Origin of the sequence: Pseudomonas lopnurensis, assembly GCF_015070855.1 — a bacterium.
Classification (GTDB): domain Bacteria; phylum Pseudomonadota; class Gammaproteobacteria; order Pseudomonadales; family Pseudomonadaceae; genus Stutzerimonas; species Stutzerimonas lopnurensis.
On the sequence record NZ_JADDIX010000037.1, the window covers coordinates 1 to 17,306 of the forward strand.

The following is a 17,306-nucleotide window of genomic DNA, read 5'->3' on the forward strand; positions in this document are numbered from 1 at the left end:
TGATCTACATCGCGGCGATGATCCTGATCGGCTTCATCGCCTACCGCGCCACCAAGAACTTCTCCGACTACATCCTCGGCGGGCGCAGCCTCGGCAGCTTCGTCACCGCGCTGTCGGCCGGCGCCTCGGACATGAGCGGCTGGCTGCTGATGGGCCTGCCCGGGGCGATCTTCGTCGCCGGCCTGTCGGAAAGCTGGATCGCCATCGGCCTGATCGTCGGCGCCTGGCTGAACTGGCTGTTCGTCGCCGGGCGTCTGCGCGTGCACACCGAGCACAACCACAACGCGCTGACCCTGCCGGACTACTTCTCCCACCGCTTCGAGGACCAGAGCCGCCTGCTGCGGATCTTCTCCGCGCTGGTGATCCTGGTGTTCTTCACCATCTACTGCGCCTCGGGCGTGGTGGCCGGCGCACGGCTGTTCGAGTCGACCTTCGGCATGCCGTACGAATACGCGCTGTGGGTCGGCGCGGCGGCGACCATCCTCTACGTGTTCATCGGCGGCTTCCTGGCGGTGAGCTGGACCGACACCGTGCAGGCCACGCTGATGATCTTCGCGTTGCTGATCACGCCGCTGTTCGTCATCCTCGCCCTGGGCGACATGGGCACCGTGATGGCCACCATCGAAGCGCAGAACCCGGCCAACTTCGACATGTTCCGTGGCCTGTCCTTCGTCGCCATCATCTCGCTGCTGGCCTGGGGCCTGGGCTACTTCGGCCAGCCGCACATCCTGGTGCGCTTCATGGCCGCCGACTCGATCAAGACCATCCCCAACGCCCGGCGCATCGGCATGACCTGGATGATCCTGACCCTGGCCGGGGCGGTGGCGGTGGGCTTTCTCGGCATCGCCTACTTCGCCGACCACCCGGAGCAGGCGGGCGCGGTGAGCCAGAACGGCGAGCGGGTGTTCATGGAACTGGTGAAGATCCTGTTCAACCCGTGGGTGGCCGGCATCATCCTCTCCGGTGTGCTGGCGGCGGTGATGAGCACCCTCAGCGCCCAGCTGCTGGTCAGCTCCAGCGCCCTGACCCAGGACTTCTACAAGGCCATGCTGCGCAAGAACGCCTCGCAGACCGAGCTGGTGTGGGTCGGCCGCGGCATGGTGCTGCTGATCGCGCTGATCGCCATCGGCATCGCCTCCAACCCGGAGAGCAAGGTGCTGGGCCTGGTGTCCTACGCCTGGGCCGGCTTCGGCGCGGCGTTCGGTCCGGTGGTGCTGATCTCGCTGCTGTGGAAGCGCATGACGCGCAACGGCGCGCTGGTGGGCATGCTGGTCGGTGCGGTTACCGTGGTGGTGTGGAAGGAATTCATCGGCCTGGGCCTGTACGAGATCATCCCCGGCTTCATCCTCGCCAGCCTCGCCATCTTCGTGGTGAGCAAGCTGGACGCCGAACCGGCGCCGAGCATCGTCAAGCGCTTCGAGGAAGCCGACGCGGACTACCACGCCGGCTGATCCTCCGGCCTCGGGTGGGCATGAATGCGGATTCCGCTTTGTGCACCATCGTAGGGAGCCCGCTTGCGGGCGAACCGCGGCGCCGATCGCCGGCAAGGACTCGGCGTCCCCCCCTGGCTCCTACGATCAAGCGCGGGATTGAAGCCGAGGCTTGCGCAATGCATGCCAGTTCGGGTGGGCTTCAGCCCGCCAGCCTCATGCCCGCCGATTCCCTCGGCGGGCCGAAGCGGAACGCCTTTGCCTGGCGGCTCGTTCTATGCAATCCGTTCCGGTGATTTCGACACTTTATCGACGCCCTCCTTAGCTTTGTGCCAAAGTCGTCTTGCCAATTTTTGCCAAAAGGGAGCTTCCCGCATGAGCACCATGAATATTTCCTTGCCGGGCGCACTCAAGAACTTCGTGGACGAACAAGTCAGTCAGCGTGGTTACGGCACCAGTAGTGAATATGTTCGCGAATTGATCCGCAAGGATCAGGATCGCCAGCACCTGCGTAGCTTGTTACTGGCGGGCACCGCCACGGCTCCGACTGCGCCGGCCGATGCCGATCGAATCAATTGAAGGGGGTGCGCCACTGGCGTACTATGCGGCTATGATCTTTATCGAGACACCGATCTTCACCAAGCGCCTGCGGGAGCTGCTTAGCGATGACAGCTATGCGGAGTTTCAGCGACAACTGGCCGACCGCCCGGACATGGGCGATGTGATCGAAGGTACTGGCGGTATTCGCAAGGTTCGGGTTGCTTCTAGCGGTCACGGCAAGCGAGGCGGGTCCCGGGTCATCTACTACCACTTCACGGCTGCTTCACAGATCGCGTTGCTGTTGATCTATCCGAAGAACGAGAAGGATGACCTGACAGCGGACGAGCGCAAGGTGCTCAAGCAAATCATCGAGCGGTGGAGGTAAGCACCATGAGCAAATTCTTCGAAGACCTTCTGGAAAGCGTCCAGCAGATGGATGAGATCCATCGAGGCGAGCGGCAACCTTCTCGGGAATTCACCGTGGATGCGCTGCAGGTGAAAGAGATCCGCAAGGCGACAGGGCTGACTCAAGCCAAGTTCGCAGCCATGATCGATGTTCAGCTCGGTACGCTGCGTAACTGGGAACAAGGCCGACGTGAGCCGACTGGGCCGGCGAAGGCACTGTTGCGTGCCATTCATAACGATCCGAAGCACGTCATCCAGGCGCTTTCGCCCGTCTGATTCACCTTGCCGCCGGACCTTTTCGACACTTCTTCGACACCAGCAAAAGCCAGAAACGATAAAGCCCTGTAAAAACAGGGCTTTAACTTACGGCGTCTGGAGCGGGCGAAGGGAATCGAACCCTCGTCATGAGCTTGGGAAGCTCAGGTAATGCCATTATACGACGCCCGCTCAGGGGTGCCTTTTTACCAGAAGCCAGGGGTGAAATGAAGCGTGGCGTCGGCTTTTTCCGCGGGCCGGCCGAATTGGCTCAGATTCGGGCGATTTCGTGCGGTGTCAATGGCCGGTATTCGCCGAGATCGAGTGCTGAATCCAGCAGCAAGGGGCCCATGCTTTCGCGATGCAGGGCGGTGACCTTGTTGTCGAAGCGGCCGAACATGCGCTTGACCTGGTGGTAGCGGCCTTCGTGCAGGGTCAGGCGGGCGCGGCGCGGGCCGAGCAGTTCCAGCCGGGCGGGCAGGGTGGTGAGGTTTTCGAAGCGAAAGTACAGGCCTTGGGCAAAGGCTTCGATACAGCCCGGATCGATCTCGTCTTCGGTTTCGACCAGGTAGACCTTGCCCTGCAGGCTGCTCGGCTGGGTCAGGCGGCGCGACCACTGGCCGTCGTTGGTGAGCAGCATCAGCCCGGTGGTGTTGAAATCGAGGCGGCCGGCGATATGCAGTTCGTCCCGGTCCGGCTCGGCGATGAGGTCGAGCACGGTACGGTGCACGGCGTCCCGGGTCGCGCTCGCGCAGCCGGCCGGTTTGTTCAGCATGAGGTAGCGCGCGGCCTTGCCGGCTTGCAACACTTCGTCATCCAGCTCGATGCGGCTGAAGAGCCTGACTTCGCAATCCATGGCCCGCATGGCCTGGCCGTCCACACGGATACGACCCTCCGCCAGCAGGTGGCGGGCATCCTGACGACTGAAGCGGGGGAGGTTGGCGAGGAAGCGATCGAGGCGCATCAGTGTTCGGGGGCGGTGCTGCCGTCGGCGCAGCGGGCACAGATGCAGGCTTTGTTGCGAGCCTCCTGCGGAATGCTTGCGCGAATCTGGCGCGGGATGCGGGTCGAGAAGCACCAGCAGGGCTGTGCCGCGCTGGGATCGCACTGGGCGCATTGATTGGGCTGGCCGCAGAGTGGGCAGCGTGAGGGGGGCACAGGTGCGCTCATGGCGTTTCCGTGAGGGCCGCGTGCCGGATCGGGNCCGGCACGCGGGGCGGTTACATGACGCGCTGGCCCGGCCTGGCGCCGTTGTCGGGGCTGAGCAGGTAGATTTCGCTGCCGCCCGGGCCGGCGGCCAGGACCATGCCTTCGGACAGGCCGAACTTCATCTTGCGCGGCGCCAGATTGGCGACGTAGAGGGTCAGCCGGCCTTCCAGCTTGCTCGGGTCCGGGTAGGCACTCTTGATCCCGGAGAAGACGTTGCGCTTGGCATCGCCGATATCCAGGGTCAGGCGCAGCAGCTTGTCGGCGCCTTCGACGAACTCGGCCTTTTCGATCAGGGCAATACGCAGGTCCACCGCCGCAAAGGCATCGAAGTTTATTTCCGCAGCCAGCGGCTCCTTCGTCAGTTCGCCATTGCCCGCCGGGGCGGCGGCGGTTTCGCTGGCGGCCAGGTCTTCCCTGGAAGCTTCGATCATGGCCTCGATCTTCGCCGGCTCGATGCGGGTCAGCAACGGGGTGAAGGGGTTGAGCGGATGGTTGGCCAGCAGCGTCTGGTGGTCGTCCCAGCGCAATGGCGCGACGTTGAGGAACTGCTCGGCCGCGGCGGCGAGGTTCGGCAGCACGGGCTTCAAGAAGATCACCAACTGGCGGAACAGGTTGATGCCCAGGGCGCAGATTTCCTGCACCTCGGCCTGCTTGCCTTCGACCTTGTTCAGCGCCCAGGGTGCCTTGTCGGCGATCCAGGCGTTGGCACGGTCGGCCAGGGCCATGATCTCGCGCATGGCGCGGGCGAAGTCGCGTGCCTCGTAGGCCTCGGCGATCGACGGTGCGGCCGCGCGGAAGGCGTCGGTCAGCTCCGGCGCGGCATTGGCCTCGACCATCACCCCGGCGTTGCCCTTGTGGATGAAGCCGGCGCAGCGGCTGGCGATGTTCACCACCTTGCCGACCAGGTCGGAGTTGACCTTCTGCACGAAGTCCTCGAGGTTCAGGTCGAGGTCGTCGACGCCGCGGCCGAGCTTGGAGGCGTAGTAGTAGCGCAGGTATTCGGGGTTCAGGTGTTCGAGGTAGGTGCGCGCCTTGATGAAGGTGCCACGCGACTTGGACATCTTCTGCCCGTTCACCGTCAGGTAGCCGTGCACGTTGACCGCGGTCGGCTTGCGGAAGCCCGCGCCTTCGAGCATGGCCGGCCAGAACAGGGTGTGGAAGTTGATGATGTCCTTGCCGATGAAGTGGTACAGCTCGGCCTTGGAGTCCTTGCCCCAGAAGGTGTCGAAGTCCAGCTCGGGGCGGCGCTTGCAGAGGTTCTCGAAGCTGGCCATGTAGCCGATCGGCGCGTCCAGCCAGACGTAGAAGTACTTGCCCGGCTCGCCGGGAATCTCGAAACCGAAGTAGGGCGCATCGCGGGAGATGTCCCATTCCTGCAGGCCGCCATCGAGCCATTCGGCGATCTTGTTGGCCACCGACTCCTGCAACGCGCCGCCGCGCGTCCACTGCTTGAGCATGGCTTCGAAGTCGGGCAGCTTGAAGAAGAAGTGCTTGGAGTCCTTGAGCACTGGCGTGGCGCCGGAGATCGCCGAGCGCGGATCTTTCAGTTCGGTCGGCTCGTAGGTGGCGCCGCATTTCTCGCAGTTGTCGCCGTACTGGTCTTCGGCGGCGCACTTGGGGCAGGTGCCCTTGATGAAGCGGTCGGCGAGGAACATGCCCTTCTCGGGATCGAAATACTGGGTCACCGAGCGGGTGGCGATGTGGCCGGCGTCGCGCAGGCGGGCGTAGATCAGCTCGGCCAGTTCGCGGTTCTCTTCCGAGTGGGTCGAGTGGAAGTTGTCGAAGTCCACCAGAAAGTCGGCGAAGTCGCTGCCGTGTTCGGCCTGTACGTTGGCGATCAGTTGCTCGGGAGTGATGCCTTCCTTCTCCGCGCGCAGCATGATCGCCGAGCCATGGGCATCGTCGGCGCAGACATAGATGCACTGATTGCCGCGCAGCTTCTGGAAGCGCACCCACATGTCGGTCTGGATGTACTCGAGCATGTGGCCGAGGTGGATCGAACCGTTGGCGTAGGGCAGGGCGCTGGTGACGAGAATCTTGCGGGCTTCGGTCATGGTGATCGGCTGCACTGGTAACACGAGGGAAGTCGGTAACTATAAGGGAAGCGGCAAGCTTCAAGCTACAAGCCGCAAGCAAAAGCACAGGGCGATCGCGCCATGCGCGCAAAGCGTCGGGCGTACTCGGCTTTGGCTTTCTGCGTCGCTCTACTTCCTGCATCCATGCCGTCGTCGCGAAGCTGTACGCCGTGGGATTGGTGGGACGCCGGCGAGGTGGCGGACTGTTCGCTTCGCTCCTGAGTCGGCCCTACGGGTTCACCCTGGCAGACGGCCAGCATGGGTACGGCCGTTGCGGGTCTTCAGCGGGCAAGAAACGAGTCGACGAGCGCCGAGCCCCGGTTGGTCGGGTCGAAGGCATGCAGGCCGAGTTCGTCGGAGAGCATGCGGAAACCGCATACGCCGCGCACCGAGTTGCCCTTGGCGTCGAGCCGCGGGGAGAAGGTGCCGATGCCGAGCTGGCGGTTGACCACGCCGATGATGCCGCCGCCGACGCCGCTCTTGGCCGGTACGCCGACATCGTAGGCCCAGTTGCCGGAATAGTCGTACATGCCGCAGGTGAACATCACCGCCAGGGTGTCGCGCACGGCATCGACGTCGAAGACCTGGGTGCCGCTGACGGGATTCTCGCCCATGTTGGCGATGGTGGCGCCGATCAGGGCGAGGTCCCGGGCGGTGACCTGGATGGCGCATTGCCGGAAGTACAGGTCGAGCACCGGATCGACCGGTTCGCGGAGCGCGCCGACGCTCAGCAGCAGGTGGCCGATGGCGCGGTTGCGGTGGCCGCTGGCGGCTTCGGAACGATAGACCGCCTCGTCCAGTTCGAGGGCACGCCCGGCGGCCAGGGAGAAGCGCTCGAGAAGGATTTCGAAGGCGTTGCCGCCGAGGGCGTCGCGAAGCATCCCGGCGACGGTGATGGCGCCGGCGTTGACCATGGGGTTGTAGGGGCGGCGGCTGACAGGGTCGAACTCGATGGCGTTGAAGGCGTCGCCGCTGGGTTCGACGCCGACCCGGGCGAACACGTCTTCGCGGCCCAGCAGTTCCAGGGCCATGCAGAAGGTCAGCGCCTTGGAAATGGACTGGATGGTGAAGGGCACGTCGACGTCGCCGATGCAGTGCAGCTTGCCGCCGAGGGTGGCGATGGCGATGCCGTAAGGATCCGGCGCCACCTTGCCCAGCTCCGGGATGTAGTCGGCCAGCTCTCCGTCACGACGGCCGAGGGTGCGTCGGTGGACGTCCGCGAGGATCTGCTCGATGGCCGAAGTCTGCCCCGTTGGTTGTGCATGCATGTCGGTGTCTCCTCGATCGAGTGGGCGCAGCGCCCGGGTTGTGGATGTATCGGTCGTGCGTTGTGCCGGGTATCAGTGATCGAACTGCAGGCGCAGGCTGGCGCGGTCTTCCATGGCGCTGGTGCGCACGCGGTCGGCGAGGCGCGCCACCAGTACGGAGGAGACCTGGCGCATCGCCAGTTCGAAGGCGTCCTCGTCCTCGCCGAGCAGCGCGTCGGTGGTTGGCGCCGCGGCGCTGGAGAACGGCAGCGGCCGGCCGGGATAGGCGAGCACGCAGGTCAGGTTGAACTCGTCGAAGCTGGCGGACAGTTCCAGCGGACCATCCACCAGGTCGGCGGCCTGCAGGGCTTCGATGGCTTCGCCGAGGGCGCCGGCGGCGCGCATGACCACGTCGCGGCGGCAGCCCCAGGTCATGCCGGCCTGCTCGAGGAAGTCGGCCAGCGCGGCGGCCGGGGCGCTGGCCGGCAGGCTGGTGCAGGCGCTGCGGCGTACGCCGATGCGCAGCAGCGCGTTGAGGGCGATGGCCACCAGCGAAGCCAGGGTGAGGCCGGATTCGACGATGGTATGACTCCACGCGGGGGCGCCCTCGACCAGGCGTGGCAGCAGCATAACCGCGCTGCCGGCGACGATGGCCAGGCCGACGGTGAAGATCCGTCTCTGGTTGAGCATCCGCGAGAGGATCAGGTCCATGCCGGCGACCAGCATGTAGGCGGCGGTATAGATGAGGATGCCGCCGATCACCGGGGCCGGGGTGAGGGCGAAGAGCCCGGCGAGTTGCGGCAGGAAGGCGAACCCGAGGAGCAGTAGGCCGGCGGCCATGCCGATGTATCGCGAGGTGGCGCCGGTGGCCTGGGCCAGGCCGATGTTGGCGCTGGAGGTGCCGCTGGTGAGGGTGCCGGCCAGGCCGTGGAGGATGTTGATGAAGGCCGTGGTGCTCATCGCCCGGGAGGCCATGGGCATGTCGGGACGGCGCCAGCCGGCGTCGTTCATGCGATCCATGGTCATGGAACTGGCGACCCCGTCGACGGCACCGACGAACTCCGGGATGAAGATGGCGAGGATCGCCAGGGGCACGAATTCCGGGGCGGGCAGCGCGAGACCGAGCAGGGGCACGGCGAACGACGGGTGATCCTGCAACTGCGTCGCCTGCTCGCCGCCGAGCAGGCCGCAGGCCCAGGCCAGCAGTATACCCAGCAGCGCGCCGATGGGCACGGCGAGTACGCGCAGCCTGTCGTTGCCCCAGATCGACAGGCCGATGATGCCGGCCAGGGTGACCCCGGCGCAGGCCAGGGCCGGCAGCGACAGTAGCGGGTGTTGCGGGTCGAGACCGGTGGCGCGGGTGACCCCGCCGCCGATCAGCGACAGGCCGAGCATGAAGATGACCACGCCGATGACTTCGGGCGGGAAGAACGAGCGCAGGCGCGGCAGGAAGCGGGCGAAGACGAGGATCGCCAGGCTCGATACCAGGACGGCGCCCATGGTCGCCCCCAGGCCGTACTGCAGGGTGACGGCGACGTAGGTGCCCATCAGCACCGGACTGGGCAACGCCACCAGCAGGATGCCGGTGGTGAAACGGGTGCGCAGGGCATGCAGCAGGGTGGCCAGGCCGATCAGGGCGATGCAGCCGCTGACGTAGGTCACCAGATCCTGATGGTCGAGGCCAATACCCTGGCCGGCGATCACCGCGTACAAGCAGAAAGTCAGCGCCAGCAGGGCGTGCTGCAGGCCCAGGCCGAGCAGCGCCGGCACCGGCGGTTTCTCGTCGGCCCAGTAGATCATGTCCTTGGGCCGCTTGCGCCTGGCGCTTCCCAGGGGCGGGAGGGCCTTGTCCAGCCGCTCGCCGAGCCAGGCCCCCGCTGTCATTCGCCGCGGCGTGCTCATGTCCATGTCAGGCCAGCGCCGCCAGAGCCTGGGAACGATCCTCCTGGATGTTGAAGAGCGCGGTGAAGCCACTGACCTGGAACACTTCGTGGACCTGCGGCGCCAGCCCGGCCAGGACCAGCCGGTTGCCGCTGCTCTTGGCCACTTTCGCGGCCTTGAGGATGACCCGCAGGCCGGCGGAGCTGACGTACTGAATCTCGGCCAGGTCGACGATCAGCGCCGGGCTGACCTGCATCCGCTCGGGCAGCACGTCTTCGAGGGATTTCGCGGTGGTGCTGTCGAGGCGCCCGTGCAGGGCCAGGATCAGGGTGGAACCTTCGAGTGTTTCGGTGATGTTCATGCGCGTTGCTCCCCTTGGTTACGGCGCGCTGTCAGTCCGCTTGCGCAGGCGTCGCCAGTTGCTTGGTGAAGATCAGGTGATTGCGTTCGTCCCGCCGTTCGTAGGCCACGCTGTCCATCAGCTTGCGCACCAGGAAGATGCCGAGGCCGCCGATCTCGCGTTCCTCGAGGCTGGCGGTGATGTCCGGATCGGCTACCTGGAGTGGATCGAAGGGAATGCCGTCGTCCACCACCTCGACGCGGATCTCGCTGGCGGTCAGCCACAGGCGGATGTCGATGCCGTGCTCCGAGCCGTTGTCCGGATAGCCGTAGGCGGCGATGTTGCAGACGATCTCGTCGAAGGCCAGGGCGAAGGTCTGCAGCAGCGCAGTGGACAGGCCGTGACGGGCGAAGAAGTCCTCCAGCCGATCGATCAGGCTGTCGATGTCCGGGGCGACCGGCGCGAAATGCATGGCTATCTGGTCGGGCATGGCGGGTCACCTGGACGGGGCCGGAGCGGCATAGCGGATGGCGAGGCAGGTGATGTCGTCCGATTGCGGCGCGCCGTCGGCGAAGCCGTTCACCGTCTCGACCAGTTCGCCGAGCAACGGCTCGACCGCCAGCGCCGAGGAACGCGCGAGCAGTTCGCTCAGGCGCCGTTCGCCGAATTCCTGGTTCGCCGGGTTGAAGGCTTCCGTCACTCCGTCGGTGTACAGCAGCAGGGTGCTGCCGGGGGCGAGGCGCAGCGAGCGTTCCTGGTAGGGCAGGTTCTCCATGATGCCCAGGGCCATGCCGCCGGTGGTCGGTAATGGCGAGACGCTGCCGTCCGGCTCGATCAGCAGGGGCGGGTTGTGCCCGCCGTTGGCGTACAGCAGTTCGCCGCTACGCGTGTCGAGGATGCCGTAGAACAGAGTGACGAACATGGTCGCCTCGTTGTCCTGGCTGAGCAGTTCGTTGGCCATGGCCAGGCAACTGCCGGCACCGTCGGCGGCGGGTGCGGTGGCCCGCAGCAGGGTGCGCGCCACCGCCATGAACAGCGCGGCGGGCACGCCCTTGCCGGAGACGTCGGCGATGACCACGCCGACCCGGGTCTCGCTCAGCCAGAAATAGTCGTAGAAGTCGCCGCCGACTTCCTTGGCCGGGATCATCCGGGCGAACATCTGCAGGTCGGGACGGCTGGGGAAACGGGTAGGCACGATGGACTGCTGCATGCGTCGCGCCACGTCCAGCTCCTGCTGGATGGAGACCAGTTGGGTGTGGGCGTTGAAGACGTTCTGGATGGTCTGGAACCAGGGGCGCCAGGCGGGTGGAACGTCCGGAATGGACTTGGCCGAGCCGCGGTTCTCGTCCTGGATGTAGCGCACCAGCTTCTGCGCCGGGGCGATGGCTTCGCGGTGAGTCAGGCGGCTGGCCACCAGCAGCATGAGGGTCAGCCCGGCCACCAGCAACAGCACGGTGAGCGCTCCGCTGAGCAGTGCGGCGCGCACCATCTCGCCGCGCGGCACCATCACCACCAGGCGGAAGGGGGCGTTCTGGATGGCCAGGGTCTCGATGTAGTAGCCGTCGCTCAGGACCACCTTGCCCGCGGCCGCGGCGAGAATGTTCAGGGCCCGGTCCGCCATCCCGGCGGGGAAGGCCGCGGCGCTCGGCAGCACGTCTGCGGCATCCGGGCGGACCAGTTGCGGATGCGCCAGCAACTGGCCGTGGTTGTTGACGATGAACAGGGTGCCGAAGCGCGATTGCCAGTCGCGGACGAAGGCGTTCAGCCGGTCCAGGGTCAGGTCGAGGGACACCGCGCCGCGGAACTGCCTGCCCTCGTAGAGACCGGCGGAGGCGGTGATCATGATGCCCTGGCCGGCCTCGTCGAGGTAGGCGGGGGTCCAGAGAATGCGTTGGGTGGGGTCGCGCATGGGCTCCACCTCGCGGAAGAAGGGCTTCTTGTGCAGCGTGTCGGCGTAGAAGAAATCCTGCGACGAGACCCAGGGGTAGAGATTGATGAAGCGCCGGGCGGACGTGTAGTAGACCCAGGTGGCCTCCGGGATGTTGGCCTTGATCGACTGGAAGGTGGCGTTGAGGCTGAGGGCCATTTCCAGTTCCCTGCGCAGCGAGGCCGTGGGGGCGTCGATGAAGCCGGTGAGGTTGCCGACGTCCTGGTGGCTCCAGGGCGCCGGCGGTGCGTCCAGGCTCAGGGTCTGCGGCCCGCGTCCGTTCAGCAGCGTGGCCAGCAGCGGCGAAGGCGGCGCCTCCTCGGGGTGGGTGCGGTACCAGGCATGCGCCTGCAGGCGCATGGCGTTCACCGCGTCGAGGCTGCTCTTGAGGATGGCGTCCAGCGCCACCGCCTGTTCCTGCATGCGCTGGGCGAGCATCTCGGTATCGTTGCGCAGGGTCTGCCGGTATTGCAGGTAGACCAGGGCGCAGGCCACCAGCAGCACGCCGACGAAGGTGCCGCGCATGATCCGGTTGTAGCGCGCGAACAGCGAACTGGTCAGGTCAGCCATAGCAGGGCGCGCTCCCCCGGGTGGCGGAGGACCAGCGGCTGAAGCCGGAGTCCGGGCGGCCAGGCAGGCTGTGCTGCGTTGCCGGGCAGTTGCGCGCTTCCAGCGCTTCCAGGGTGGCCAGGCGCTTGTGCAGGACGCCGGCATTGGTCAGGGCCAGTATTTCGGAAAAGGGCTTGCGCGCCATGGAGCAGGCGCTGGCCGTGCGCACGTCGCGCTCGAGCGCCAGTTCGTCGATGGCGCCCTGGTAATCCTCGATGCCGGCGACGATCACGTCGAACCAGTTCAGCCGCGCCTCGGCGATGGAGTCGTCATCGCGCAGTGCCTTGCACAACCTGCCGATCTTGGCGGCCTGGTCGAGCAGGATGATGTCGATCTCGTCCTCATCCCGGTTCAGCCGGGCGCGCAGGGCATGGTCCCAGCGGATGCTGATTTCCGGCAGGAAGATGTAGCGCAGCCCCTGGACGGTGCCGATCCGGCCGTCGTGGGCGGGAATCGTGGTGAAACCGTCGATCGGCCAGCCCTCGCCGGGGAACCCGGTGATCCGGTGCAGCACGCTGTTGATCAGGGCGATGCGCCGTGGTTCCTTGAACGTCACGGTCAGTCCCGGGCGGGCATTGTCCGTCCATTCGTCCGAGGCCAGCGAGCGGCCGACGAACGCGTCGGTCTGGCGAGCGGCCAGCGCCTGGCTGAATACGCTGCGGGCCAGGGCACCGGCGTTGAAACCACCGGCGGCTTGCACTTCGAGCCCCACGGACAGTTCCTGGCTGGTGCCGTAGCGGCCCAGCACGGGGCGCAAGGTGATGTCCTGCACATGCTCGTCGGCGCGCAGTTGGCGCACGATGGGCTGGACGAATTCGCGAAAGCGCGTCCCCATGGGATAGACGTGGCTCGCCGGCAGCGTGGCGCCGCCATGCCCGGCGAGGCGCGCCAGTCCGCCTGCGGCGATCTGCTGGGTAAGGCCGATGAAGTAATGATCCGTGTGATCCGATCCGTTCAGCACTGCAGATCCCCAGGTGCCCAAAGGGCGAAAGTAGGCGTTGGCCAATCACCGATGCGCGATCTCTATCGCATTCCCGGCAAGTGTCGAGCCAGTGGCGTCAACTGATCGTCGGTCAGGCCGACGCTATGTCCTGCATGTGCTTTCGTGTGCTGCCAAGGGAGCGGTACCAGTCTAGGGCGCGCGAAAATCGGTCGCATCCCCTGTTCAGGGTATGTGCGTGCACAGGTTCCGAGTGCCCGGGATGTCGGCCGTTCTGTGTAGGAGCCAGTTCGCTGGCGATGCCGTTGAAGGGCGGTTCGTCAGGAGGGCTGGTCCTACGTCTACGCCAGGGTCTCCCCGGCCTTGGCCGGTTGCCGGGCGAGGCTGGCGACCAGCATCAGCGCGCCGACGATGCTCAGGTGTTCGAGTACCCAGAGCTGCTCGATGAACGCCTGTTGGCCGTCCATGTTCCAGAAGTCATGGGCGATCGGAATGGTCAGCAAGGTGAAGATGCCCAGCGCGCCGGCACCCAGCCAGGCGTGGCGGCCCAGGATGATCAGCGCCGAAGCGCCGAGCTGGACGACGATCACCGCGGCGGCTATGGGGCCGGCCGGTGCCAGGCCGAAATGGTTCATCTCGGCCATGGCGACGGGGAAGTCGAACAGCTTGACCAGGCCGCTGCTCCAGAACATCAGGGTCAGCAGCACGCGGGCCGCCATCGAGTAGGCCTGGGAGCCGAGCAATCGGGCAGGGGGATGGGCACCATTAGGATTCACCTGTGGTTCGTCCACGGCAGAGGCCGCGGCATCGTTGATCCTGGATTGGTTGGGGCATTCAGGCGGCAAGGGCCAGCGGCCTCGGTACCAGGGCCGGTTCAGAAGAAACGCACCAACTGCGCCCAGATCCGTGGCGTACGCTCCACGTCGCTTTGTGAGTCGGCATTGCCCAGTTTCCAGGCCGCCACGGCGTTGATCCGCCAGCCGTGGTCGGCCCAACTCGCGCCGAAACCGGCGGCCGACAGGCTGCGATGATTCTCGCCGTCGGCCCAGGTGTCCTTGTTCAGGCGTACTGCACCGTGGTCGACAAAGGTCGACAACTGCCAGGCCGGGGTCAGCGCATAGCGCAACTCGACATTGGCCAGCCAGCCCTGGTCGCCCGAGGCCTCGCCCTGCGGGTAGGCTCGCACGCCGTAGGCACCGCCGAGGCTGAGTTTTTCCGAGCTGTCGAGGTTGGCGTCGCTCCATTGCCCCTGCACCTGGGTGTACAGGCTGAAGCGCTCGGTCAGCCGTTGCAGGCGCACCAGGCTGGGGTTGAGCTTGTTGAACCGGCCGCGCGTGCCGGCGCTCAGGTCGTCGATCAACTGTTCCAGTTCGCCGTCGATGTTCAGGCTGCCCTGACTCCAGGCCAGGGCGAAGCTGGTGAGGCCGCCACCGAGCAGGGCGTCGCGGGCATTGCCGTTGAGCGCGGCGGTGACCACCCGGGAGCGCTTGTCGCTTTTACTGTCGAATAGATCGATGTCGTCCTTCAGGCGCTTGTCGTCGAGCTGCCACTGCGCATACAGGCTGAAGTCGCGCGAACGAATCAGGGGCTGGATCGCATAGAGGGTGGCGATGCGCGCATTGCCGTGGGCATCCAGGTCGCCGAAGTCCTTGGCCAACTGGTAGTCCATGTCCGACCAGGCGACACCCACCTGCGTGGTCCAGGGGCCGACGGGCAACTGGTAGGCGGCGCGGTAGTAGTGCTGATCCTCGTCCGAACCCATGGCGCGCAGGGACAGCCGGTCGCCCAGGCCCAGCGGGCTGTTGAGGTTGAGGCTGCCGCCGAGGCGGTATTCGCCGGTGAAGCGGTTGCCGTAATTGTCGGCCTCCAGCGAGCCGGTGACCAGCGGCCCGGGCTGCATGTCGACCACGAGGTCGGTGGCGCCGACCGTGGCGCCGGGTTTCAGGGTGGATTGCACCTTCACCCCGGGCGTGTCGTTGAGTAGCAGCAGGCTGCGCTCCAACGCTCCGGCGCGCACGGCCTCGCCGGGCTTCAGGGCCTGCAACGGCGCCAGGGCCGCTGCGCCGGTACGCGAATGGTTCTGCACCTGCACCTCGCCGTAGCGGCCTTCGAGCACGGCGATCTTCACCACGCCACCATCGATTTCCTGCGCGGGCAGGTAGGCGCGGGCCAGGGGATAGCCCTTTTCGCGGTACAGCAGGGTGATGCGGTTGGCGCCGGCCTGCAGTTCGCTGAGCGTCACCGCCCGGTTTTGCAGGTCGGCCAGCAGTGGCAACAGCTCCTCACTGCCGAGCGCCGAATTGCCGGAAAGGCTGAACGAGGTGACCTGCACGGTCGGACCGCCGGGCTTCACTTCACGGGAAGGTGCATCCGGCAGATTGAGGTCGATGGACTGCCGCGGCGGCAGTTGCAGCGGCACGGACTGGATGTCGCGGATCGATTGGCCCGCATCCGGGGCGGCGGAGAGCGATGCCCCCTGGGCGGCATGGACGAGCAGGATCGACGCGGGCAGCAGGGCAAGGGACAGCAGGCTTGGAACGATACGCATGAATCAGATTCCTTCCGGCAGACGGATGCCGCTGGCGACGACCCGGTAGGGCGGGTCGACATCGATCCGCGCGATACTCCGGTCGGCGTTGTCGTCCGGGGGCAGTGACGAGAGTATGTCGGTGTAGGTTGCAGACGGGCTGTCGGGCTGAGCGGCCGGCGGTTCGCTGGTGGATTGCGCGTTGATGCTGAGCGTACCGTCGGCGTAGCTGATGGCGTAGTTGTCGGCGGTCAGGCCATCGGCCGCGATGCTGTAGGTGCCGGCGTCGATGGCGCCCTGGGCGCTGCCGGCGTAGCTCAGGCTGCCGCCGAGCACGCTGGCGTCCTCGTCGTTGACGAAGCCGCTGTAGCTGACGCCGTTGCCACCGCTGAAGGCGATGCCGTCGTAGGTCTTGGCCGCATCGTTGGCGGTGACCACGAGGCTGGCCTTGTCGACCACCCAGGTGCCGTTGGTGGTCTGGGTGACCAGGTAGTTGCCGTTGGTGAGGGTACCGTCGACGGTGAGCACGTAGCTGCCGGCGTTGCTGGAGTGGTCGAGGGCGAAGCTGTTGCCCAGGCCGGTCAGCACGGCGACGGTCTCGCCGTTGACCAGGCCGTCGGCGCTGAGGCCGGGGTTGCTCAGGCCACTGTCGCCGTAGGTGGAGGAGCCGCCATTGGCCGTGACGGTGATTTGTTTCGGATCGACGACCCAGGTGCCATTGCTGGTCTGGGTGACGACGTAGTTGCCGTTGCTCAGGGTGCCCTCGACGGTCAGCACGTGGCTGCCGGCATTGCTGGAGTGGTCGAGGGCGAAGTTGTTGGTCAGGCCGGTGAGCACCTCGACGGTTTCGCCGTTGACCAGGCCATCGGCGCTGAGACCAGGGTTGCTCAGGCCGGTATCGCCATAGGTGGAGGAGCCGCCGTTGGCGGTGACGGTGATGGCCTTGGGATCGACGACCCAGGTGCCATCGCTGGTCTGGGTGACCACGTAGTTGCCGTTGGTGAGGGTGCCCTCGACGCTGAGCTCGTAGCTGCCGGCGCCGCTGGTGTGGTCGAGGGAGAAGTTGTTGGCCAGGCCGGTCAGCACGTCGACGGTCTCGCCGTTGACCAGGCCCGTGGCGCTGAGGCCGGGGTTGGTCAGGCCGCTGTCGCCGTAGGTGGACGAGCCACCATTGGCGCTGACGGTAATCTGTTTCGGATCGACGACCAGTGTGCCGTCGACGTAGGTGATGCTGTAGTTGTCGGCCGTCAGGCCATCGGCCGCGATGCTGTAGCTGCCGACATCGACGCTGCCCTGGGCGTTGCCGCCATAGCTCAGGCCGCCGCCGAGCACCGAGGCGTCCTCGCTGTTGACGAATCCTTGATAGGACACGCCGTTGCCGCCGCTCCAGGCCAGGCCATCGTAGGTCTTGCCGGCGTCGTTGATGGTAACGGTGAGCGCGGCCTTGCCCACGACCCAGGTGCCGTCGCTGGTCTGGGTGACCACATAGTTGCCGTTGGTGAGGGTACCGTCGACGGTGAGCACATAGGTACCGGCGCCGCTGGTGTGGTCGAGGGCGAAGCTGTTGGCCAGGCCGCTGAGTACGTCGACGGTTTCGCCATTGACCAGGCCCGTGGCGCTGAGACCGGGGTTGGCAAGGTCGCTGTCGCCATAGGTGGAGGAGCTACCATTGGCCGTGACGGTGATGGCCTTGGGATCGACGACCAGTGTGCCGCCGACGTAGGTGATGACGTAGTTGTCGGCCGTCAGGCCGCCGGCCGCGATACCGTAGCTGCCGACATCGACGGCGCCCTGGGCGCTGCCGCCATAGCTCAGGCCGCCGCCGAGCACCGAGGCGTCCTCGCCGTTGACGAAGCCGGAATAGGACACGCCATTGCCGCCGCTCCAGGCCAGGCCATCGTAGGTCTTGCCGGCGTCGTTG

The 17,306-nt window shown here is 66.2% G+C and carries 16 protein-coding genes and 1 tRNA gene; 4 read left to right on the plus strand and 13 right to left on the minus strand.

Annotation, left to right across the window (positions count from 1 at the left end):
- Nucleotides 1-2: 2 nt before the first annotated feature.
- The 4 genes from putP (at nucleotide 3) to IN820_RS07820 (ending at nucleotide 2,651) form a co-directional block, all read left to right on the plus strand.
- Nucleotides 3-1,451, plus strand: a complete 1,449-nt coding sequence (gene putP, locus IN820_RS07805; RefSeq protein ID WP_328822085.1) for a sodium/proline symporter PutP — start codon at nucleotides 3-5, stop codon at nucleotides 1,449-1,451.
- Between the two features lie 354 nt (nucleotides 1,452-1,805).
- Nucleotides 1,806-2,009, plus strand: a complete 204-nt coding sequence (locus tag IN820_RS07810; RefSeq protein WP_193680438.1) for a type II toxin-antitoxin system ParD family antitoxin — start codon at nucleotides 1,806-1,808, stop codon at nucleotides 2,007-2,009.
- Nucleotides 2,010-2,040: 31 nt separating this feature from the next.
- On the plus strand, nucleotides 2,041-2,355 hold the full coding sequence (locus IN820_RS07815; protein ID WP_102853511.1) for a type II toxin-antitoxin system RelE/ParE family toxin: 315 nt from the start codon (nucleotides 2,041-2,043) through the stop codon (nucleotides 2,353-2,355).
- Between the two features lie 5 nt (nucleotides 2,356-2,360).
- Nucleotides 2,361-2,651 carry a helix-turn-helix domain-containing protein gene (locus tag IN820_RS07820; protein ID WP_193680439.1) on the plus strand — a complete coding sequence of 97 codons (291 nt, stop codon included), beginning with the start codon at nucleotides 2,361-2,363 and terminating at the stop codon, nucleotides 2,649-2,651.
- A gap of 97 nt (nucleotides 2,652-2,748) precedes the next feature.
- Here IN820_RS07820 and IN820_RS07825 read toward each other — a convergent pair.
- From IN820_RS07825 to IN820_RS07885, 13 genes are all read right to left on the minus strand, one after another.
- Nucleotides 2,749-2,822, minus strand: a tRNA-Gly gene (locus IN820_RS07825).
- A 79-nt stretch (nucleotides 2,823-2,901) separates the two neighbouring features.
- Complete coding sequence (locus IN820_RS07830) at nucleotides 2,902-3,594, minus strand: 16S rRNA pseudouridine(516) synthase (protein WP_193680440.1); 693 nt, start codon at nucleotides 3,592-3,594, stop codon at nucleotides 2,902-2,904.
- A complete protein-coding gene (locus IN820_RS07835) occupies nucleotides 3,594-3,800 on the minus strand; it encodes a cysteine-rich CWC family protein (RefSeq protein ID WP_193680441.1) in 207 nt (68 codons plus the stop codon). Before IN820_RS07835 ends, IN820_RS07830 begins: the two co-directional genes overlap by 1 nt.
- A 50-nt stretch (nucleotides 3,801-3,850) precedes the next feature.
- Nucleotides 3,851-5,893, minus strand: a complete 2,043-nt coding sequence (gene metG / locus IN820_RS07840) for a methionine--tRNA ligase (protein ID WP_193680442.1) — start codon at nucleotides 5,891-5,893, stop codon at nucleotides 3,851-3,853.
- Nucleotides 5,894-6,195: 302 nt separating this feature from the next.
- Nucleotides 6,196-7,182 carry a glutaminase A gene (gene glsA, locus IN820_RS07845; protein WP_193680443.1) on the minus strand — a complete coding sequence of 329 codons (987 nt, stop codon included), beginning with the start codon at nucleotides 7,180-7,182 and terminating at the stop codon, nucleotides 6,196-6,198.
- A 72-nt stretch (nucleotides 7,183-7,254) separates the two neighbouring features.
- Nucleotides 7,255-9,063: a uracil-xanthine permease family protein gene (locus IN820_RS07850; protein WP_207793539.1), complete on the minus strand. Its 1,809-nt coding sequence runs from the start codon at nucleotides 9,061-9,063 to the stop codon at nucleotides 7,255-7,257.
- Nucleotides 9,064-9,070: 7 nt separating this feature from the next.
- Complete coding sequence (locus tag IN820_RS07855; RefSeq protein WP_193680445.1) at nucleotides 9,071-9,403, minus strand: STAS domain-containing protein; 333 nt, start codon at nucleotides 9,401-9,403, stop codon at nucleotides 9,071-9,073.
- 31 nt (nucleotides 9,404-9,434) lie between these two features.
- Nucleotides 9,435-9,872 carry an ATP-binding protein gene (locus IN820_RS07860; protein WP_193680446.1) on the minus strand — a complete coding sequence of 146 codons (438 nt, stop codon included), beginning with the start codon at nucleotides 9,870-9,872 and terminating at the stop codon, nucleotides 9,435-9,437.
- A 6-nt stretch (nucleotides 9,873-9,878) separates the two neighbouring features.
- Nucleotides 9,879-11,879 carry a SpoIIE family protein phosphatase gene (locus tag IN820_RS07865; RefSeq protein WP_193680447.1) on the minus strand — a complete coding sequence of 667 codons (2,001 nt, stop codon included), beginning with the start codon at nucleotides 11,877-11,879 and terminating at the stop codon, nucleotides 9,879-9,881.
- Entirely contained in the window at nucleotides 11,872-12,879 is a 1,008-nt protein-coding gene (locus IN820_RS07870) for a hypothetical protein (protein WP_193680448.1), read from the minus strand. The genes IN820_RS07865 and IN820_RS07870 overlap by 8 nt, the downstream gene beginning before the upstream one ends.
- Before the next feature lie 320 nt (nucleotides 12,880-13,199).
- Complete coding sequence (locus IN820_RS07875) at nucleotides 13,200-13,634, minus strand: DoxX family protein (RefSeq protein ID WP_207793540.1); 435 nt, start codon at nucleotides 13,632-13,634, stop codon at nucleotides 13,200-13,202.
- A gap of 98 nt (nucleotides 13,635-13,732) precedes the next feature.
- Entirely contained in the window at nucleotides 13,733-15,406 is a 1,674-nt protein-coding gene (locus IN820_RS07880; protein WP_193680449.1) for a ShlB/FhaC/HecB family hemolysin secretion/activation protein, read from the minus strand.
- Between the two features lie 3 nt (nucleotides 15,407-15,409).
- The coding region (locus tag IN820_RS07885; RefSeq protein ID WP_235989099.1) for an MBG domain-containing protein at nucleotides 15,410-17,306 on the minus strand (1,897 nt) is incomplete at its 5' end.